Below are 20804 nucleotides of genomic sequence, written 5' to 3'. Positions count from 1 at the left end.
GCCCCTCTAATTAAGAAATGATTAAAGTGTTAATTGTGATAAACCCAAGTATTTGGATTTTCTACAGGAATTACGCTGCCATAGTGTGGTGACTTGTAGTGTGTGGGTAGTAATCTGTGATAGACTGTAACCTTTTTATTCTTCTCTGGATCAAATATTTTTTCCCCAAATTCCATACCTTCAACGCAAAGTACTCCGTATTTGTTTCTTGCAGCGTTTTTGCCTTCTTTGTTGAATTTAACGTAGCCTTTGGTAGCAAGGACATCGAGACGATCACGTATAGAATGTGTACTGCCAAGACCTTCTTTATTTTCAAATGCCTGACAAAACTGATTAATTGTATAAGCATGACCCTTACGTCCTTCTGCACATATTAAGTCCAAGATGATGTCATATCTACGAGAACGTTCGGCATCTAGTTTTTCACCATAGTCTTTATTTATTAACCTTTGTGACTCAGCGTCAACTTCGTACCAATGACCATTAATTTTATCAACAAATTTTGGCATAACAGAATTTCCATTACGTAACTCAAACATCAGTTGACGATAGCTGTTCTTCTCATCAGGCCTAAACATGATCATTCCAGTGGTATAGAATCCTCGTAAGCTGCTAGCGCCACTAAAACTTTGAAATGGATCTTCTTCTAATAGTTTCTTTTGCATTTTCTTTGTATGGTGCACAAGAATAACTCCAGCATCTGGATTGATTAGAGAACGCAGTTTTTCAACTCTCTCCTGGAGAAAGAAAATCATGGCATTATTATCATTTTCGTTACCGTATTCATCAGCATCAAAAACGTTACGCAATGGATCTACCGCTATGATATCAATGGTGTTTAGGTCAAAGTTTCTTTCTGCTTCAGTTACGATATCTTTAATGCCATTTTCATTTAAAAGCAGCTTAGTCTGTGGTGTAATAACTAAATTGTTTGCAGCAAGTTTAATAAGTTCTTCACTAAGTTTCATCTGTTGCAACCGTTCACGCATATAGTGGTAACCGATTTCAGTCTGAAGGTAGAAGATTCTTAAGGGCCTTTTTGGCACCATATCAAAAAATGGAGTTCCAGATGCCATATGAAAAAGCCAAGAAATAAGAAAGTCACTTTTTCCCACTTTAGGCGCGCCAGCAAAAACTAAAAGACCACTAGGAGTTAAAACTCTAGGAGCAATTATGTCTTCTGGCATTGGTGATTTGTCATTTAGGTACTGCAATACAGGAAATGAAGTAACGTTTTTTGTATATGGGAGAGAAACAGTTGAGGTTAAAAATCTTTTGACGTCTACTCCTTCTTTAATACAATCAGCAGCATCCCAAGCTTTTGGTTTATCTTGTGGAATTTTAAGAATAGAAAGCGATGCAACGCCTATATTTAAAAGCTTCTTTGCAACATTTTCAGCATATTTCTGACCTGAATTATCGTTGTCTGGCCATATGGTTATGTGTTTACCTTTTAGCGGAGCCCAATCTGTTTTATTTACAGGTGAATTTGCCCCAAACATCATTGTTGTGGCTGTTATGACCTTACTGATTAAACTTTCAGCACATTTTTCACCTTCAACGAAAACAATTTTATCGGATTTAATTATACCTGGAACATTGTACAAAGGCCTTGGATCTGGAGCAGTACTACTTGAGTTTTTTACATCAAAACAGCTATATCGTTTTTTCCCTGAAGTGCTATCATAACGGTAAATTTTAGCTATTACTTGATTATTTTCATCATGATAGTCCCAACATGCTATTAAACGTTCTGAAAATTCTTCTTTATGGTTTGTTGAGTGACCAAGCCATTTTTCTATATCTTCTATGGTATCAAGAAACTTAGTCTGACTAGTAACATCCCACCAGAGATTAAGTATATCTCCGCCTTCACCAGTAGCAAAATCGTGCCATAATCCGGCTCTTTCTCCTCTTGTTTCTACTACTAAACTTTTCCCTTTATCTCCTCTAATATTACCAACATAGAACTTATAGCTCTTTCCACAGAAGTCCGGATATGATAAGATTAAGGATAGATGGCGATAAGGAGGTTGGATGCCGGCAGCATATAGTTATGATTTAAGAAAAAAAGCAATGGAAGCACTAGACGAAGGGGAAAGCAGAGAAGCAGTGGCAGCAAGATTTAAAATTGGACGAACTACTTTGTGGGAGTGGCAGCAAAGAAAAAAAGAAACAGGCGACTTTCAGTCAAAAAAACTCGGTAATGGAGGTTACAATCAGAAAATTATCGACTGGAATAAGTTTATCGAATTTGCTAAAAAACACGGTAGAAAAACTCTGTCGGAAATGGCTAAACTTTGGGGCAACGTTAGTATCGAAACGATCCACCGAGCTCTCAGAAAAATTGGATTTACGCGCAAAAAAAGACATATGGATACAAGGAAAGGAACGAAGAAAAACGTGCTGAATTCTTAAAAATTATAGCAACAAAAGAACCAGAAAACTTAGTGTATATAGATGAGTCTGGGATTGATAACACGGAGGACTATCCATATGGGTATTGCCAGAAAGGACAGCGATTTTATGCCCTAAAATCTGGAAAAAAAACTCAACGAATCAGCATGGTTGCAGCCTTAAGTAGAAGAAAGATAGTTGCTCCATTAACATTTGAAGGCCACTGTAATATGGATATTTTTAATGGATGGTTTGAGCAATTTTTGGCACCGATCTTAGAACCTGGACAAACTGTCATTCTTGATAATGCTACTTTTCATAAGTCTGATAAGCTTATCAAGCTCGCTAAAGGAGTCGGTGCAGAAATTTTGTATCTGCCGCCTTATTCTCCAGATTTTAACAAAATTGAGCATCATTGGTTTGCTATAAAAAACAGAGCCAGGAAAAACATTCCTCTATTCGAATCCTTTCGTCGTGCTGTTGATTCTGCCTTCCTATGACCTATTCGGACTATTATGAGAAATGCTATAAGAGGTTGTCCGGAAACAAGTAAAAGGCTATAATATCTGAAATTTTAGTACGGGGTAAAGATGAGAAAAAAGTATCCAACAGATCTAAGCGAAAGGGAATGGGCAAGAATAGAAAAACACTTCAGAGTATCATACAAGAAAGGAGGAAGGCCGCCAAAGTATAGCAAAAAAGAAATATTAGAAGCAATTTTCTATGTATTGCGTACAGGGTGTCAATGGCGGTATTTACCAAATGATTTTCCGCTATGGAAGACTGTGTATGAGCAGTTCAGGCAATGGAAGAAGCAGGGAATTTTTGAGAAAATGAATTATGAAATTACAAAATATAGTAGAAGAAAAATAGGAATGAATGAGCAGCCGAGTGCCTGTATAGTAGATAGTCAATCTGTAAAGACTACAGAAAAGGGGGGATCAAAGGCTATGATGGAAGTAAAAAAGTAAAGGGTAGAAAAAGGCATATAATTACAGACACTCAGGGTTTTATACTAGGTTGTTACGTAGGCGCTGCTAACGAAAATGATAGAGATGGTATTAAAATAGCATTAAACAATATGAGAACAAAATATACTAAAGTTAAAAAAATGTGGGCTGAAATGGGATACCAAGGAAGAAATTTAAAGAATCACATAAAGGAAGAATATGACATAGATATTGAAATTGTTAAAAGGCCTCCATGTAGATTTTGGGTGCACAAAGATATGTATGGTCCCAGAGAGTGATGGTATACTATCATCATCATTTAAGGAGTCATTATGGGACAGATATTACATGGGTGCGCCAAAACAACACAGACGATTCGTAGAGCAATACAAAATAGAAAAGAGAGCATAGCAAAACTCTCCAAGCATTATAACCTTAATCCAAAAACTATTATTAAGTGGAGAAAACGTTCATTTACGAAAGATGCTGATATGGGTCGAAAGCATCCAAGATCAACTGTTTTAACGCTAGAAGAGGAAGCTATAATAGTTACATTTCGCAAGTATACACTACTGCCACTAGATGATTGCCTTTACGCTCTGCAGTCTACAATTCCGCATTTGACTCGCTCTAGCTTGCATCGTTGTTTACAAAGACACAACATTAGCAGATTACCAACTGTTGATGGAGAAGTTAAGTCAAAAAAGAAATTCAAACAATATCCTATCGGTTACTTTCATATTGATATTGCTGAAGTTAGAACTGAGGAGGGCAAATTACATTTGTTTGTTGCTATTGATAGGACATCCAAATTTACCTATGTTGAGTTGTGTAACAGTGCTACAAAACCCATAGCTGCTGAGTTCTTACGTAATTTGATTAGAATTTTACCGTATAAAATCCATACTATTTTGACAGATAACGGTATACAATTTACAAACCAGAAGCGTCATAAGTATGCTTTCCAACATATATTTGATAGAGTTTGCGAAGAGAATGTTATTGAACATCGTTTGACAAAAGTTAGCCATCCTTGGACGAATGGGCAAGTCGAGCGTATGAATAAAACTTTAAAGGATGCTACAGTTAAGAAGTATTACTATCAATCGCACCAGCAACTTAAAGAACACCTTTATAACTTTGTTATGGCTTATATAGCCTTTCTTATAATAGTCCGAATGCGATAAGATATGTGTTTATGGCTATAGCAGGCCAGTAGCATATTACGGTCTGTTCGGATTATTGTAAAAAGAGCTATAATTATGCAAAGAGACTCAAAACTCTTAAGGGTCTTACTCCTTATGAATTTATATGTTATCAGTGGACACAGTCTCCAGAATTATTTATACTAAATCCACACCATCACACTCTGGGACCATACATCTAATTCTTCTTCTCGTGCAACAAGCTTATCTATTTCCTCTTTTGTTTTGTCCAATTCATTGTCTATTTCAAACGTACGATTCTTTGCTGTTTCTAATTTTTTCTCTAAAGATTCTTTTTCTTTAAGAAAAGATTTTCTCTCAGCTTCTGACTCATTTACTTTCTGATTCAATTTTTTTGCTCTCTTGTCTAAATTTTGCTTCTCTCTAGTTAATTCATGTAATTGATTCTTCACTTCTTTGTTTGCAGCTTCTTCAGCTTCCTTTCCTAGAGTTATTTTATTTTCCAACTCTTGCTCTTTTTGAGCGAATTTGTTTCTCTCAATCTCTATTTTCTTATTATTACGAATTATTTTATATAAAAGTGCAAGCACCAAAACAGATAATGTAGCTAAAGCAAGAATTAGAGGAAGAGGCACATTAGAAGTTACAATAAGCGCTAAAGATGTAAGTAACGTAAGAGTAGCTAAGGAACTAGCTACAAAATAAAATGCATTAGCCTCACTAAGCAAATTGCTCATTACTCCCCTCCCCCCCACGTTCAGCAGTCTTGTATATATTTATTAAAATTCTCTTATCTGTGGAGGGGAGTATTTATTTTTATCCTGCACCTACAACAAACTTCCCATCTTCAGTCTACTAGCTAAAAATGGCTAAGGTTTTATGTATCCAGTGTACAACTGTACTCAAAATGTCTAGTGGCTATTGATCGGGGTAGAACGTCTACTAGCATATCCAGAATCGCAAGGAGCTAGAAGATCCTGTAACTGTTTCAACGTTGTAGTACAATCGTTGAGTTTTTGTTGATTATCTATATTTAACTTTCTATATATAGGTTGCATAAATACATCAACTCCTTTTTGTATATGGCCTGTATCTTGTATGTATTGTTGTTCTTCCAAATCAGAAAGTTCTTGCTCTACTCTTTTTTCCACTAAATCGAGTACAGTAAATACTGCTTTCGTTACATATTCTCTCTCTTTTTCTTTAAATTTATTTCCAGTTCTCTTGAGATCATCGTTAGCTCTCATTGATTCATCAACAAGTTCTTCCTCGTCTTCTTTTAAAGATGATAATTCCTTTTCCAGCTCCTTAATTTTAGATAAGTACTCTTTCTCCTTTGTACACAATTTATCAACTTTACTTTCAAGATCAGTGCGCTTTTGACGTTCATCACTAACTTTACCTTCTAATTCTTTCTTTTCCTTTTCCGACTGGCATAACTTCTTCTCTAATTCTTCTATGTCGCTTTCTGAGCTCTCATGTTGTTCTTCCGATTCTAAAGTTTTTAATTGTTTTACTTCTTCTACTTCTACTTTTTTTCTTAACATAGTTAATTGAGTACGCAGAGAAGAAGCTTCCCTACTTTTATGTTCTAATTCCAAGTTTAATTCATCTTCACATTCCAATCTTAAGCGTAACTCATCTTCATATTCTGACTTTAAACATAACTTATTCTTTTCACTTTCTAATTTGCATTGACACAATTCCTCCATTAAAGAATCTACTCTTTCATTCAATCTTGTATTTTCATCACGTAGCTCTTGGTGTTCAAGAGAAAGCATCTCCTCCTTATGTTCTAACTGACCTTTTACTTTTGCTTCCAATTCTACATTATTACTAATTATTTTACATGAAAGTGCAAGCACCAAAATAGAAAGTATAGACAAACTCAAAGCAACAGGAAGAGCTACATTAAAGGCTGGAACTGAAGACAAGAACTTAACATAAGGGGCAACAGCAAGTGTCCTAGACGCAAGCAATACCAAAGTAGCAAGAGCACCAGCTATAAAATATGGTGCATTATTTTTATTATATAGATTTCCTATCATTATCCCTGACACGTAAAACGGTTGTTATCGTAACACTCACGTTAAAGGAAGTCAAACTAATTTCACACAAAAATCAATGTAAATCTATATTCACTATGTATTTTCCGTCTTCAGTTTCAAGCTCAGACTGCATCCACTCTATCGTTTCCGCATTGCAAACTGCCTGCAAATCATCCTGTGCAGATTGATTCAATTTATCCTCTCGTAGATCTGCTTTTATCATCAACTTTTTTATCAGATGCTTAACTGATACATTATTATCTGCCTTTATCTTTCTGATAATGTTTAATATCTGAATAACATTATCTCCCATTTCCTCTGAATATTTATCGTAGATAAGTTCTTCTTTGCTCGGCCAATTACTTTGATTGTGTACAGAATTATAACTATACAACTGGTGATATATCTCTTCTGTAATATATGGCAGAAAAGGTGCAAATAACCGCAAAGTAATATTCAGTACATATGCCAAGCTTTGTTTTGCACTTAAACTGCTTCCGTACGCACGTTTTTTTACTAACTCCAAGTAACTATCACAAAAATCCTTCCAAAAAAATTCCTCTATTACGCCCAAAGCTTCGCAGTATTCAAATTGTAATAGGTTATTCGTTGCTCTACCTATTACTTTGTACAGCTTAGACAGTATCCATTTATCCATCGTCTCACTGATGGAATTTATGCTTACTGTTTGATGCTTTTCCATGAACATGGAAACGAACTTGCTAGCGTTCCAAAGTTTTGTAACTAGGCGCTTGCCAATTTTGAATATATTTTCAGAGTAGACTGTATCAACTCCAAGCCTTGAGTTCGCTGCCCAATAGCGCACTACATCAGCTCCATAAGTTTCAAGTATTACATGAGGAGTGATGATGTTACCCTTTGATTTACTCATCTTTTTCTTATCATCTGCTAAACACCAACCGCTGATCATAATGTTTTTCCAAGGTAAAGAATTTGCATGATAATGTGCCTTTAAAATAGTATAAAAAGCCCAAGTTCTTATTATCTCATGGCTCTGGCTGCGCAGATCTGCAGGAAATATCGTATCATAGCGATGATTTGGTAAGCTAAACTCACTGTTTACTGCCAGTGCACTTAGTTGAGGAGTAATTGAACTTGTGGCCCAAGTATCCATTACATCTTGATCTGGGATAATCTCTTCTTTGCTATACCCTTTTGGTAAATCTTTCGATGGATCTATAGGTAGGGCCTTTATTTCAGCTAGGATGATTTTGCCCTCTTCTCCTTTACGCTTGGAATACCACGCTGGAAATGGCACACCAAAATAGCGCTGCCTTGAGATGCACCAGTCCCAATTTAGCCCTTCTATCCACACTTCCATGCGTTTACGCATATTGCTTGGGTGCCAATTGCATTCTTTTACTTTATCTAATACTTGAGCTTTTTGCTCTAAGGTCTTGATAAACCATTGATAAGTAGGCAATATCTCAAGTGGTGCACCAGATCTTTCTGCACACTTAACAGAATGAGAAATGTTAGTGCTTTCTATCAAAAGTCCTTTTCCACTCAAGATTTCAATCATCCTCTTTCTTGCTGCTGTAACTTTCAATCCATTTATTTCATTTAGTATATCGTCTGTCATCCGAGTAGCTGACACTGGAATCCATGTTTCTTCCTTCTGACCATGTACTGAATGAAGGTTCATCCTCCCATCCTGATCGATGATAATTTTCATCGGTAGATTATGCTTTTGCTGCCAATATATGTCGAGTTCATCACCAAACGTACAGCACATAACAAGCCCAGTGCCTTTATCTATTTTAACCTTATCATCAGCTATGATTGGAATTTTTTCCTTTGTTATTGGCACTATGGCTGTTTTTCCGATTAGATGAGTGTAGCGCGCATCCTCTGGATGACAAAAAACTGCAACACATGCGGGAAGTAACTCAGGCCGCGTAGTTGCAATGTTGATCTGCTCATTTTCTTGAGTAGAGAAAACTATCGTGTTTAAGGATGACTCAAAAACTTTATCTTCTATTTCTGCTTGCGCAATTGCTGTTTTATCAACCGGGTCCCAAAGGATGGGCTGCATTTTTCTATATGCATACCCTTTATTATATAGATCAATAAACGACATCTGTGAAAGCGTCACAGTTTCCTTGCTGATCGTGTGATATTCCAAATCCCAGTCATAACTAATGCCGACCGATTTAAATAGTTCCTTGAATTCTTGCTTTGATTTTTCAATAACCTCATGGCACATCTCTATAAATTTTTCTCTGCCAACTTCTTTTGCGCGGGTTTTATAGGTTTGCTCAACCAATCTTTCAGTGGGAAGCCCATTATCATCAAACCCAATTGGGTAAAACACATCTTTTCCCAGCATGCGCTGAAACCTTGCAATAAAGTCCGTGTGGCAATAGCTAAATATATGGCCAATATGCAATTTACCCGATATTGTCGGTGGAGGTGTGTCTATAGTGAAAGTGTTATCCTTTTCACCATTCCACCTGTAAACTTTACTACCTTCCCATAATATGTTGCATTTGTCTTCAACTTCTTTAAAGCCGTATTTTTCTTTTAACATAAATATTTCTCAATTTTACACCTTAAGCTAGCAACGTTATACCGCCGCGGTATCTCTAGATCCCGCTAACAAGCAGCGGAATGACGATGGTTGGTAAACCTAAATTACTTTAGCTATAGCACAATTACGGCAATTTTACGCCAAAATTTTTTGTTTACGAACATAAATTTTCTATGCTATGATAAAAATACTACTTGACCTTAGGTTCTAAGGGTATTATGTAATGTTAAGTTATAATTGAGGTTCGTTATGCTAAGCTTAAAGAATGGTACAATAAAGGTTGCCGATGATAAAATAGTGCTTGTTATAAAAAAAGGTGATTATGAAGAATTTAAAAAGTATAAAAACGTAGATAAGAGTGGTGCTATAATTGATGACAAGTTTTATGTGGACTGTGCGCTAAATGATCAACAACTATATATTACTGGTTCTTATCCTCAAGAAGAACTAGGAGATAATACAATCGTGAATGTAAAATCCGTTGGGAAAAAGGGTGGCAAATATTTTAGTTGCCTAGAAGAAATGAAAAATCTGTTAGGCTTTAACGATGGGAAAGAGGAGATTATGGTAAAAGCCCTATCTTGCTATCACACAGTACAATTGTTAGGAGAGAAAAATGTTAAAACAACAGAATTGGAAGCTGCAGAAGAGCAGTTAAAGGGGAAAAATGAAGAATTAGAAGCTGCAAAGAAGAAAGCTGAGGAGGAATTGAGAATTAAAACACAAGAATTACAAGATCAATTGGACACAGCTCAGCAGGAAAAACAAGACTTAGAAGCTGAAGTGGAAAAACTAAAGGCAATAGATTCTACAGCGTTGCAGCAGCAGTTAGAAGAGAAAAATGCTAAAATAACAGAATTGGAAGCATTAGATGCTGTGGCGTTACAGCAAAAGTTAACAGAGAAAGAGAATGAAATAACAGCATTAAAAGCTCAATCAGATGCTGCTGTTACGAAGTTAGAGGGTGAAAAAACAACACTAACAAATAAAATAAAAGATTTAGAAGCACAGTTAAACAACCAACCAAATGCTGCTCAGTTAAAAAATAAAGACGAGAAAATAAAAGATTTAGAAGCTAAAATAAACCAACCAAATGCTGAAGTTGAAAGCCTAAAGAAAGACTTACAAGCTCGAAATGCTCGAGTTCATCAGTTAGAGAAGGAAAATAAAGAACTAGAAGCTAAAAACAAAACAACTGAGCAACCAAAACAAGGCAATGGAGCACGGTACACTGCTACTGTTGGTATGGGTCTTGCTGCTGGACTGATAGCATTTACTGCACTTGAACGTACAGTGAGATTAGATATTTGGGTAATGGTTGGTATAGCAGTAGCATCTTCACTTGTAGCCGGTGGTATTACATATGCAGTATTACCTAGTACTCAAGTAGATGGGGCAAAAGCACAAGAAGTAAATGAGATGGGAAAAAGAAGTAACAAGGGTTAAGCCGAAATGTACGTGTCAAGTAAAACACTTGACGCGAACTTCAGTTTTTATATTCCTTCATTAGCATAATATAATTTTGTGCTGATTGTGTAATATGTTTAATTTCTTCGTTCGACATCTTTTTGAAGAACTTTGCTGGCCTGCCAGCCCATATTTCCCCACTTTTTATCACTTTTCCGTGTGTTACCAGTGAGCCAGCAGCTACCATAGCTTCAGGCTCCACAACTGCATGGTCCATCACGGTAGAGCCCATACCAATAAACGCTTTATCATGCACCGTGCATGCGTGCAACATACAAAAATGTCCCACTGTTACCATGCTGCCAATAATTGTGTCACCACCTGGGTTTCTATCCACATGAATTACCGTTCCATCTTGAATATTTGTTCCATTACCTATTTTTATTGATCCAACGTCCCCTCTGATTACACAATTAAACCAGATGCTTGCATCTCTTCCTATTTCAACCTTGCCTATGATATGCGAACCACCTGCGATGAAAGCACTTCCGTCTATTTTTGGTTCATAATCTTTGTATTTTAAAATGTGATACATATTAAGCCCAAAGTCTTATGCATATGTTAATCAAAATAAGGTAAGCAGTAAATACATACTTAGATTTCAAACTACTTGGGTGACAGATGTTCTTGACTTACGTGCTTTGTACTGCTAAGATTTTTATTTTCAGCCCTATCTATAATGTCAGTAGCGGTATTAAGTATATTTCAAATAATATTGGTTGTTGTGTTAGTAATTTTAGTGCTCTTGCAGCCACCTGGGAGTAGTTCGTTAAGTGGTTTTAGTAATACACAACAGGGGGTCAACTCGATGATTCCAGTGAAATCTTCTGAAAACCCGCTCAGCAGAGTAACGGCTATTGTTGCTGGATTGTTTATTATAAATACATTGCTATTGTCAGGATTATGTTCAAAAGACGTACATAAAAAATCGATCGCAGAAAAAATTATATTAGAAAAAAAGCAAGAAAGTGAATCTACTTCTGTTCCATTTGAAAATTAATGAAGGAAGCTAAATTTATCTTTGTCACAGGTGGAGTTGTGTCATCGCTTGGTAAAGGCTTAGTTGCTTCAAGCGTTGGTGCGCTTCTTCAAGCTCACGGTTTTAAGATCCGTATCAGAAAACTTGACCCGTATCTCAACATTGATCCTGGGACAATGAACCCAACTCAGCACGGAGAGGTATTTGTTACCGAAGATGGTGCTGAAACTGATTTGGATCTTGGGCATTATGAGCGTTTTACTGGAATTAAAGCAACAAAAGATGACAATATAACAACTGGTAAGATATATCATGAGTTATTGAAGAAAGAGAGGCGTGGTGATTATCTGGGCAAAACTGTGCAAGTCATTCCTCATGTGACAGATTTGATCAAATCGTTCATTTTTAATGGTACGGAAGGTTTAGATTTTGTAATATGTGAAATAGGCGGAACTGTAGGTGACATTGAAAGCCAACCATTTTTGGAGGCTATACGCCAAGTTAACTACACATTAGGAAAACAAAGAGTTATCCTTATTCACTTAACTTTAATACCATATCTTACCGCAGCGCAAGAATTAAAGACAAAACCAACGCAGCATTCAGTTCGAGAGTTAAATTCCGCGGGGTTACAGCCAGATATTATATTATGCCGCAGTGAGAAAGAAATTTTCGATAATCAAAGAGAGAAAATAGCTAAGCTTTGCAATGTTTCTTTATTCAATGTGATACCTGCCCCTGATGTGAGTCATATATATGAGTTACCGGTGTTGTATAGCCAATGTGGGCTTGATACGCAAATTTTGGAGCACTTTCATTTAAGTAAGCCAAAACCAAGCTTGACTGAATGGGATCAAATAGTGCATTCCATAAGGCACCCAACACAGGAAGTTACTGTATCTATAGTGGGAAAATACACCGAATTCCCTGATGCGTATAAATCACTAGTTGAAGCATTAAATCATGGTGCGATTAGTAATAAAGTCAAAGTAAGGATAAATTGGGTTAACTCAAGAGAGAAGGAAGAAAAACCTATAAATGAAAAACTTATAGGAGAGAAATTACAGAATTCTCATGCAATCCTTGTTCCAGGGGGGTTTGGTGATGACGGAGTAGAGGGTAAAATATTAGCAATAAATTATGCCCGTACAAATAATATCCCATTTTTCGGAATTTGCCTTGGTATGCAGCTTGCAATTATTGAATTTGCTCGTAATGTTGTTAAGCTTGAAGATGTACACTCTGAAGAATTTCGTAACTGTAAACATCCAATCGTTAAGTTAGCTGGCGATCAAGATGACGATCTTGGTGGAACCATGAGACTTGGGGCATACAAATGTAATATAAATGCAAACTCTAAAATGATGGATGCATATAGTAACACTACTATTTCAGAAAGACACAGGCATAGATACATAATCAATTCAGATTATAAAGATGATTTGGAAAAAAATGGGCTGCTATGCAGTGGCATATCAGAAGATGGAACGTGCATAGAGGCAGTGGAGTTAGAGAGTCATCCGTGGTTTATTGGTGTGCAGTTTCATCCAGAATTTCAATCAAAGCCGTTTTCTCCTCATCCTCTTTTCGTGTCGTTCGTTAAAGCAACAATTGATAAGAAATAAGTGCCTAGTGTTTAAGTATCAATATATGGAGCTTGCCATAGAGCAAGCCAAACTCGCTCAAAAAAATGATGAGGTGCCCATAGGTGCTGTAATAGTGAGTGGAGACAATATCATTTCTTCTGCACACAATATATCCAGCGATCCAACTGCACATGCAGAGATGTTAGCGATCAGACAAGCATTTTCAACTCCCACGCTTTGTGATGCTGATATGTACGTAACATTAGAACCATGTCCGATGTGTGCTCAAGCCATTTCCTTTGCCAGAATTAAACGATTGTACTTTGGAGCTTATAATCCAAAAGGTGGAGGAATTGAAAATGGTGCTAAGATATTTCAATTTTGCAGCCATATACCTGAAGTTTATGGTGGGATATTAGAAACAGAATGCTCTTTTTTGTTAAAGGATTTTTTTGAGAAACTAAGGAACATTTGATAAATCGTCATGCTACTTGTTTTCCGATACAAAATCGTCATCCCGCTACGTGTTAGCGGGATCTATGCTAGGAGATACCGTGACGGTATGGCGGTTAAGTAATTCGTCATTCCAGCGCGTGACGCACAACTATACAAACATTGTCCACCAGCAGGGTGTCATCCGAGTAGCTGACACTGCCCTCCTTTGTCATCCCAGTGCCCAGACACTGGGATCCAGAAGACTTAATTTTAACCAAGTGGCTGCATAATAAAGGCTGGATTCCAGTGGGCTTTGTTGCATCGCTAGCTATGATGGATTAAAGATAAAAAAGATGGAGAATATCAGTAGCTTATTATTCTGGTATTTATAATAAGAACGGTCAGTGAATACCTAAATTTGAGTAAAAGAAATTTCACTACCACTCACTAATCTGGCTAAAATTCAAGAATTTCAATGCTTTAGCTATTTTCAATAGAATTAAATTTATTAATATAAATAATAAATTACTATTCTTAAATTTGATCAGATTGATTGCAAAAAAACAAGATTTTCAATAGGTTGCTTATAATTCTAACTATAGTTAGCCTTTCATAAGTAGCGATGCAACAAAGCCATTCCAGTGTCAAGCACTGGAATGACATTACAGGGACACTGGGATGACATCATCCTTTTCTCTGGATTCCAGACTGGAATGACAGCAGTCCTACGTCATACCGTCACGGTATCTCTAGATCCCGCTAACAAGCAGCAGGATGACGGTTGTCAGGGTGTCAGCTACTTAGATGAAACCCTTTCCCGGTCTATCAAATCACATAGGAGAAAACTAAGACCAATCAAATTTCTTATCTTGCGGTTTTATTTGCAATATTGCTACCACACTGATCAACAAGCAGAAGACTATATAAAGCCCAGCAGCAAGGTTTGTTTGAGGAAATGTTACAGTCAACCAAATACAAACCATAGGAGTAAATCCTCCATGTAACGCATAAGAGATATTGCGTGATAAGCTCACACCACTAAATCTAACATTGGTAGGAAAGAGTTCAGATGCAACTATTCCTATGGGAACTATACCCCTTTCTATTATAGAGAGAACCATTACGCTCAACGCAATCACAAGATAATTTTTATAGTAATATGCAATAGATAACGCAGGACAACACAGTGCCATTGTAATTGCTATAAATAAGATTGCAGTGCGCTCTTTTCCAACTTTATCAGCCAACATTCCAAACGCTATTGAAGATATCGGCATTAATACACTGGTTATAATCAATACAATTTCGTTGATATATGTTGTTACATAAACATCCACTGATGCTATTTCCTTTGCGAGAGTTCGAAGAAATATGGTAAATCCAACAGCAACATTAACAGGTACAGATATTAAAATAGCAAGTATAAGAGCTCTCTTGTGGCGTTTTATAAGCTCTATTATTGGCAAATCAGGTAAATTTCTTTGTTTTCGATTTTTTTCATATGCTGGAGTTTCTCCCAATGTGTATATGCTATACGCGCTAATTAATCCTAAAATAGCTGAGAAAATAAATGGCAATCTCCAACCCCAGGTACAAAAATCAGTAGTTTTTTTGCAGATAATCACTATCACCGCAGAAAGCAAGACGCCAATGGAGCGACCAAAACCCATCATTCCAAAATACATCCCTAAGTTCTCTTTCCTACTGGATAAATGCTCTATAAGATAAACAGAACTTCCTTGTTCACCACCAAGTGCAATTCCTTGTGTTATATGGATTGCAAGAAGCAATATAGTAGAAATTATACCTACTTGATTGTGACTTGGAATAAATGCAATGAGACTTGATGGTATCGATATTAGCAAGATAGTAATTATTAATGCTATCCTCCTTCCATACCTGTCACCAACGTGACCAAATATGAATGCACCAAGTGGCCTTACAATTGCACCTAGCCCTACAATTCCAAATAATTGCAGTATGTTACTGTAGACATCTTTTGCAAAACAAAACTCTCTGCTGATTATGTTAATCAAATCAATAAAAAGCATGTAGTCATACCATATTGCGATTCTGCAGAGTATGGTTGATATCAACACCCTTGTTTGCACTAAATTCAATTCGTAAATGTTTGCTTATTCTATTCTGGCTGCTTTTTGGGATTTTACAACCTAAACATATGGAGTTGACTTTTTTATTATGGTGTGTGATAATTGCAATGAATATAGCTTATTTAGCAGCACTTATAGCAGCAGCTATAATAAAAATAGCAGCAGTAATACTTTGTGCTATAATGTGTATAAGCATTTTCTTTATATTATTTAAGGGAAAAAGAACACTTAGATTCAAAAGGATTTCTATCTCTTCTGAAAACAGTAGGTGTAATTTCTATAATACTATCAATTATATCTCTCCCACTTATTATATTAAGCCTTACTACTCCGTCACCTCTGGTAGTAGGTATAGTAGGTGGTATCGTTGGTGCTATTTCCATAATACCATTAATAGTAGCTTACATTTTGCTTGTGGCTATATCGAATATCTTTATTACCAAGTCTTTATAAATTTGAGCTAATGTTACTGTCTTCATTTCTTCTTGGTTGTAATATTGCTGAAAGTTATCTATTTCCATAGGTATAACATATAATCTGATTTTATAAGATATTCTACCGGGATTAAAATATCGTAAATCTTAGGCGTTATAAACAAAATTTACAGGAAAAATAAGATGATACTACTCAAAAAGGCAAACAAGACGGTATTTTTCTGGCATAAGTTAGCGTTCAGCTTTACCTTTCCTTGCAAGACATTTTAGAGCTATTATGTCTTACTTCTTGAAGATACAAGTTAGCGTTTTTAACCCGAATTCTGGAATTGATGACTCCTTAAAACAACGGTTGCAGATGATTTGCTGTGACCAAATGACAGAAGAAATGCGCAAGCTGTTTGGAAATAAAAGTATTAATTCACTAAGAGGTTACATATTATATGGCCCTCCTGGAAATGGTAAAACACTTATCGCTCGTGCAATTGCAGGTGAATCAAATATGAATTTCATAAGCATCTCAGGTCCTGAACTTATTGGAGTATATATTGGTCATGGTGCACATGCTGTACGCGAGCTTTTTAAAATAGCAAAAAAATATTCTCCTTGTATAGTCTTTATAGATGAAATAGATGCAGTTGCACAAAAAAGAAGTACCGCTAATAACTCAGCTTACCATTGTCGAGAGAGTTTAACACAGTTGTTAACTGAAATAGATGGATTTAAGAGCAGAAAAGATATAATAGTAATTGGTGCAACTAACCTTATCGGTGGTATAGATCCAGCACTTATTAGACCTGGACGTTTAGGTCAGAGGGTTTATATCCCTAATCCAAGCGTAGAAGCGAGACAAAAAATATTAGAACTTTATATGCGAGGTACAGAAGCCGATAATGAGTTAAACCTTAAAAACATTGCGGAAAGGACTAAAGGCTATTCTGGGGCTGAGTTAGAGCAATTAGTAAATGAGGCAAAAATGTGTGCTGTTGAGGAAAGACGGTCTAAGATTAGTGAGAAAGATTTCGATCACGCGCTTCGCGGGTTAAGTTCAGAACAAGAAAGAGAGAGAATAAGGTTGGTTTCAAACAGGGAGACACAGACAGAAGAAACTTCTTTTATACGGTAAACATAAAAATTGAAATTATAGAAGTGTAGCTGAGCCAACCTTCGTTATTCTTATTATTACCCACAAATAAAGACATGGTATTGCATTTACTCAAATAATTTAATTTTATTAACCTGAAAGCTTATTGGATTAAAATTATTAAATTAAGAGTTATAATTTTAGCAACTAAAAGCTGTAAATTGCACCATATATAGCTCTTTCCACAGAAGTCCGGATATGATAAGATTAAGGATAGATGGCGATAAGGAGGTTGGATGCCGGCAGCATATAGTTATGATTTAAGAAAAAAAGCAATGGAAGCACTAGACGAAGGGGAAAGCAGAGAAGCAGTGGCAGCAAGATTTAAAATTGGACGAACTACTTTGTGGGAGTGGCAGCAAAGAAAAAAAGAAACAGGCGACTTTCAGTCAAAAAAACTCGGTAATGGAGGTTACAATCAGAAAATTATCGACTGGAATAAGTTTATCGAATTTGCTAAAAAACACGGTAGAAAAACTCTGTCGGAAATGGCTAAACTTTGGGGCAACGTTAGTATCCAAACGATCCACCGAGCTCTCAGAAAAATTGGATTTACGCGCAAAAAAAGACATATGGATACAAGGAAAGGAACGAAGAAAAACGTGCTGAATTCTTAAAAATTATAGCAACAAAAGAACCAGAAAACTTAGTGTATATAGATGAGTCTGGGATTGATAACACGGAGGACTATCCATATGGGTATTGCCAGAAAGGACAGCGATTTTATGCCCTAAAATCTGGAAAAAAAACTCAACGAATCAGCATGGTTGCAGCCTTAAGTAGAAGAAAGATAGTTGCTCCATTAACATTTGAAGTCCACTGTAATATGGATATTTTTAATGGATGGTTTGAGCAATTTTTGGCACCGATCTTAGAACCTGGACAAACTGTCATTCTTGATAATGCTACTTTTCATAAGTCTGATAAGCTTATCAAGCTCGCTAAAGGAGTCGGTGCAGAAATTTTGTATCTGCCGCCTTATTCTCCAGATTTTAACAAAATTGAGCATCATTGGTTTGCTATAAAAAACAGAGCCAGGAAAAACATTCCTCTATTCGAATCCTTTCGTCGTGCTGTTGATTCTGCCTTCCTATGACCTATTCGGACTATTATGAGAAATGATATAAGAGGTTGTCCGGAAACTAGTAAATTCAAGCATATTCCCTCTTTAACATAACCCTACTCATAGCTAGGTATATGAAATTCTCAGTGGATGTTGTGAGTAAATCATACTCCTTCGATAGCCTTCTATTCCTATTAACCCAAGCAAAAGTCCTTTCTACAACCCATCTTCTTGGCTGTACTTTAAACCCTTGTTCTCTTGTTGGTAGTAGCTCAGGTGGAGTATCTTTGTGCACCCAAAATCTACATGGAGGCCTTTTAACAATTTCAATATCTATGTCATATTCTTCCTTTATGTGATTCTTTAAATTTCTTCCTTGGTATCCCATTTCAGCCCACATTTTTTTAACTTTAGTATATTTTGTTCTCATATTGTTTAATGCTATTTTAATACCATCTCTATCATTTTCGTTAGCAGCGCCTACGTAACAACCTAGTATAAAACCCTGAGTGTCTGTAATTATATGCCTTTTTCTACCCTTTACTTTTTTACTTCCATCATAGCCTTTGATCCCCCCTTTTCTGTAGTCTTTACAGATTGACTATCTACTATACAGGCACTCGGCTGCTCATTCATTCCTATTTTTCTTCTACTATATTTTGTAATTTCATAATTCATTTTCTCAAAAATTCCCTGCTTCTTCCATTGCCTGAACTGCTCATACACAGTCTTCCATAGCGGAAAATCATTTGGTAAATACCGCCATTGACACCCTGTACGCAATACATAGAAAATTGCTTCTAATATTTCTTTTTTGCTATACTTTGGCGGCCTTCCTCCTTTCTTGTATGATACTCTGAAGTGTTTTTCTATTCTTGCCCATTCCCTTTCGCTTAGATCTGTTGGATACTTTTTTCTCATCTTTACCCCGTACTAAAATTTCAGATATTATAGCCTTTTACTTGTTTCCGGACAACCTCTAATATGTAACATTATTGGCTACGTTTGGGGAATAGGCGGACCGCTTATGACCGTAGTGATAATAGGTGCAGCTTTGCTTGCGATATTTGGTAGAATGCCATGGCCAGCTCTTTTTGCACTCGGTATATTTTGTGCTGTATTTTTCGGTGCTAAAACTATCGTCATAAAAGTAATGGGTGGTATAGGCGGCACTGGAAATACTTCTTTGATGGACCAATGTGGAACAGGAGACACAAAAAAGAACTATTTTTTTCTAAAACAGACCTGATGTACGGCTTTAACTATATCTTCCACTTGTGGTAATGCTTTTTTTTCTAGATTTGCAGCGTAAGGTAAGGGGATGTCCTTGCCAGTTACGCGTACAACTGGAGCATCAAGGTAGTCAAATCCTTGTTCCATAACAACGGCTGACAGCTCTGCTCCTATTCCTGCAAATGGCCATCCTTCTTCTACACTAACTAACCTATTAGTCTTCTGAATAGAGTTAATAACAGTTTGAGTGTCAAGTGGTCTTAAGGTTCTGAGGTCAATAACTTCAGCTTCTATACCTTCACTCGAAAGTAAATCTGCTGCATTTAAGGCATCCATTAATTTTAATGAAAAAGCAGTGATAGTTACATCCTTTCCTTCCCGTATAACAGCAGCTTTGCCTATCTCAAGTAGATAATCTTTGTTTGATAGCTCAGAGTCAGAAACTTCATGCTCATGTCCATAAGCTATTTCGTTTTCTAGAAATATTACCGGATTAGGGTCACGAATTGCAGCTTTAAGCAGACCTCTGCAATCGGAGGCAAAATAGGGTGCTATTACTTTTAACCCCGGTATATGCGAATACCAAGCTGCAAAGCATTGAGAATGTTGTGCAGCAACTCTTGCTGCAGCGCCATTTGGTCCACGAAATACTATAGGGCATCCAAGTTGTCCGCCTGACATATAATTTGTTTTTGCTGCGGAATTCACAATTTGGTCAATAGCTTGCATAGAAAAATTAAAAGTCATAAACTCGACTATTGGCTTTAATCCAGCAAATGCCGCTCCAACAGCAAGGCCAGCAAATCCATGTTCGGTAATAGGCGTATCAACTACTCTGTTTTCTCCAAACTCTTTCAGTAATCCTTTCGTTACTTTATAAGCACCATCATACTCTGCAACTTCTTCACCCATGATAAGCACATCAGAGTCGTTTTGCATTTCTTCTCTAATTGCTGTGCATAAAGCTTCTCTTACACTTAAGGTTGCCATTTATAAACTTTTATAGACTTTAACTAAAGTAACTATATCAGAATTACTGGGGATAAGTAAAGTGTACAAATTAAGTTTTACAAACATAATGATTGTATTGCTTGTGTTTTTAATAATATATACTGCTAAGTTAATAATAATTCACTTGGGAATAACAGAAAAATACATGATAATTTTATATTTCAAATAGAATAAAATCCTTTTTATTGATACTGTCTTTTTTTGTAAAAAACATTCCTAACTTTTCCAC

At 36.4% G+C, this 20804-nt stretch carries 16 protein-coding genes and 5 pseudogenes; 11 read left to right on the top strand and 10 right to left on the bottom strand.

What is annotated here, in order from left to right:
* Positions 1–29: 29 nt before the first annotated feature.
* Positions 30–1973: pseudogene (locus ABWU67_RS03790) on the bottom strand (AAA family ATPase); the annotation flags it as partial.
* A gap of 64 nt (positions 1974–2037) precedes the next feature.
* Here ABWU67_RS03790 and ABWU67_RS03785 point away from each other — a divergent pair.
* The 4 genes and pseudogenes from ABWU67_RS03785 to ABWU67_RS03770 form a co-directional block, all read left to right on the top strand.
* Positions 2038–2897, top strand: a protein-coding gene (locus tag ABWU67_RS03785; protein ID WP_353281683.1) for an IS630 family transposase whose coding sequence is annotated in 2 segments (ribosomal slippage) — positions 2038–2362 and positions 2362–2897 — 861 coding nt in all. Because the reading frame shifts where the segments join, the coding sequence is not laid out codon by codon here.
* A 90-nt stretch (positions 2898–2987) separates the two neighbouring features.
* Positions 2988–3625 (top strand): annotated as a pseudogene (locus tag ABWU67_RS03780) (IS5-like element ISWpi1 family transposase); the annotation flags it as partial.
* Between the two features lie 54 nt (positions 3626–3679).
* Positions 3680–4498 (top strand): annotated as a pseudogene (locus ABWU67_RS03775) (IS481 family transposase); the annotation flags it as partial.
* A 104-nt stretch (positions 4499–4602) separates the two neighbouring features.
* A pseudogene (locus tag ABWU67_RS03770) lies at positions 4603–4734 on the top strand (IS481 family transposase); the annotation flags it as partial.
* On the opposite strand, the gene ABWU67_RS03765 reads toward ABWU67_RS03770, so the two are convergent.
* From ABWU67_RS03765 to ABWU67_RS03755, 3 genes are all read right to left on the bottom strand, one after another.
* Entirely contained in the window at positions 4696–5250 is a 555-nt protein-coding gene (locus tag ABWU67_RS03765) for a hypothetical protein (RefSeq protein WP_353281681.1), read from the bottom strand. The pseudogene ABWU67_RS03770 and the gene ABWU67_RS03765 sit on opposite strands and share 39 nt — an antisense overlap.
* A 174-nt stretch (positions 5251–5424) precedes the next feature.
* Positions 5425–6561: a hypothetical protein gene (locus tag ABWU67_RS03760; protein WP_353281679.1), complete on the bottom strand. Its 1137-nt coding sequence runs from the start codon at positions 6559–6561 to the stop codon at positions 5425–5427.
* A 73-nt stretch (positions 6562–6634) separates the two neighbouring features.
* Entirely contained in the window at positions 6635–9112 is a 2478-nt protein-coding gene (locus ABWU67_RS03755; protein WP_341821637.1) for a valine--tRNA ligase, read from the bottom strand.
* A gap of 249 nt (positions 9113–9361) precedes the next feature.
* On the opposite strand from ABWU67_RS03755, the gene ABWU67_RS03750 reads away from it, so the two are divergent.
* Positions 9362–10558, top strand: a complete 1197-nt coding sequence (locus ABWU67_RS03750) for a hypothetical protein (RefSeq protein ID WP_353281677.1) — start codon at positions 9362–9364, stop codon at positions 10556–10558.
* A 40-nt stretch (positions 10559–10598) separates the two neighbouring features.
* On the opposite strand, the gene ABWU67_RS03745 is transcribed toward ABWU67_RS03750, so the two are convergent.
* The gene (locus ABWU67_RS03745; protein WP_353281675.1) at positions 10599–11114 is read right to left on the bottom strand and encodes a gamma carbonic anhydrase family protein; all 516 of its coding nucleotides are present in this window, start codon (positions 11112–11114) and stop codon (positions 10599–10601) included.
* 144 nt (positions 11115–11258) lie between these two features.
* Between ABWU67_RS03745 and secG the strand changes: the two genes are divergently transcribed.
* The 3 genes from secG to ABWU67_RS03730 are packed head-to-tail and all read left to right on the top strand — an operon-like array spanning position 11259 to position 13619.
* The gene (secG, locus tag ABWU67_RS03740; RefSeq protein WP_264723320.1) at positions 11259–11579 is read left to right on the top strand and encodes a preprotein translocase subunit SecG; all 321 of its coding nucleotides are present in this window, start codon (positions 11259–11261) and stop codon (positions 11577–11579) included.
* On the top strand, positions 11579–13183 hold the full coding sequence (locus tag ABWU67_RS03735; protein WP_341821641.1) for a CTP synthase: 1605 nt from the start codon (positions 11579–11581) through the stop codon (positions 13181–13183). Before secG ends, ABWU67_RS03735 begins: the two co-directional genes overlap by 1 nt.
* A gap of 25 nt (positions 13184–13208) precedes the next feature.
* The gene (locus ABWU67_RS03730; RefSeq protein ID WP_015588966.1) at positions 13209–13619 is read left to right on the top strand and encodes a nucleoside deaminase; all 411 of its coding nucleotides are present in this window, start codon (positions 13209–13211) and stop codon (positions 13617–13619) included.
* Positions 13620–13725: 106 nt separating this feature from the next.
* Here ABWU67_RS03730 and ABWU67_RS03725 read toward each other — a convergent pair whose 3' ends face one another.
* The 3 genes from ABWU67_RS03725 to ABWU67_RS03710 all read right to left on the bottom strand — a co-directional run bounded on the left by ABWU67_RS03725 (position 13726) and on the right by ABWU67_RS03710 (position 16073).
* Complete coding sequence (locus ABWU67_RS03725) at positions 13726–13857, bottom strand: hypothetical protein (protein WP_255356237.1); 132 nt, start codon at positions 13855–13857, stop codon at positions 13726–13728.
* 567 nt (positions 13858–14424) lie between these two features.
* Positions 14425–15630, bottom strand: a complete 1206-nt coding sequence (locus tag ABWU67_RS03715) for an MFS transporter (RefSeq protein ID WP_244663081.1) — start codon at positions 15628–15630, stop codon at positions 14425–14427.
* A 266-nt stretch (positions 15631–15896) separates the two neighbouring features.
* On the bottom strand, positions 15897–16073 hold the full coding sequence (locus ABWU67_RS03710; RefSeq protein ID WP_174930852.1) for a hypothetical protein: 177 nt from the start codon (positions 16071–16073) through the stop codon (positions 15897–15899).
* A gap of 328 nt (positions 16074–16401) precedes the next feature.
* On the opposite strand from ABWU67_RS03710, the gene ABWU67_RS03705 reads away from it, so the two are divergent.
* Entirely contained in the window at positions 16402–17250 is an 849-nt protein-coding gene (locus tag ABWU67_RS03705; protein WP_353282212.1) for an ATP-binding protein, read from the top strand.
* 254 nt (positions 17251–17504) lie between these two features.
* Positions 17505–18364, top strand: a protein-coding gene (locus ABWU67_RS03700; RefSeq protein ID WP_353282211.1) for an IS630 family transposase whose coding sequence is annotated in 2 segments (ribosomal slippage) — positions 17505–17829 and positions 17829–18364 — 861 coding nt in all. Because the reading frame shifts where the segments join, the coding sequence is not laid out codon by codon here.
* 55 nt (positions 18365–18419) lie between these two features.
* Here ABWU67_RS03700 and ABWU67_RS03695 read toward each other — a convergent pair.
* Positions 18420–19252, bottom strand: a protein-coding gene (locus ABWU67_RS03695) for an IS5-like element ISWpi1 family transposase (protein ID WP_353281801.1) whose coding sequence is annotated in 2 segments (ribosomal slippage) — positions 18420–18883 and positions 18883–19252 — 834 coding nt in all. Because the reading frame shifts where the segments join, the coding sequence is not laid out codon by codon here.
* A gap of 58 nt (positions 19253–19310) precedes the next feature.
* Here ABWU67_RS03695 and ABWU67_RS03690 point away from each other — a divergent pair.
* Positions 19311–19580, top strand: a pseudogene (locus tag ABWU67_RS03690) (TrbC/VirB2 family protein); the annotation flags it as partial.
* On the opposite strand, the gene ABWU67_RS03685 reads toward ABWU67_RS03690, so the two are convergent.
* A complete protein-coding gene (locus ABWU67_RS03685; RefSeq protein ID WP_006279663.1) occupies positions 19556–20554 on the bottom strand; it encodes a pyruvate dehydrogenase complex E1 component subunit beta in 999 nt (332 codons plus the stop codon). The pseudogene ABWU67_RS03690 and the gene ABWU67_RS03685 sit on opposite strands and share 25 nt — an antisense overlap.
* Positions 20555–20804: the final 250 nt, after the last annotated feature.

Origin of the sequence: Wolbachia endosymbiont (group A) of Aleiodes leptofemur, assembly GCF_964028465.1 — a bacterium.
In the GTDB taxonomy this organism is placed as follows: domain Bacteria; phylum Pseudomonadota; class Alphaproteobacteria; order Rickettsiales; family Anaplasmataceae; genus Wolbachia; species Wolbachia pipientis.
Note: the sequence above shows the minus strand (reverse complement) of the source record. Positions and strands in the feature narration are given on the sequence as shown.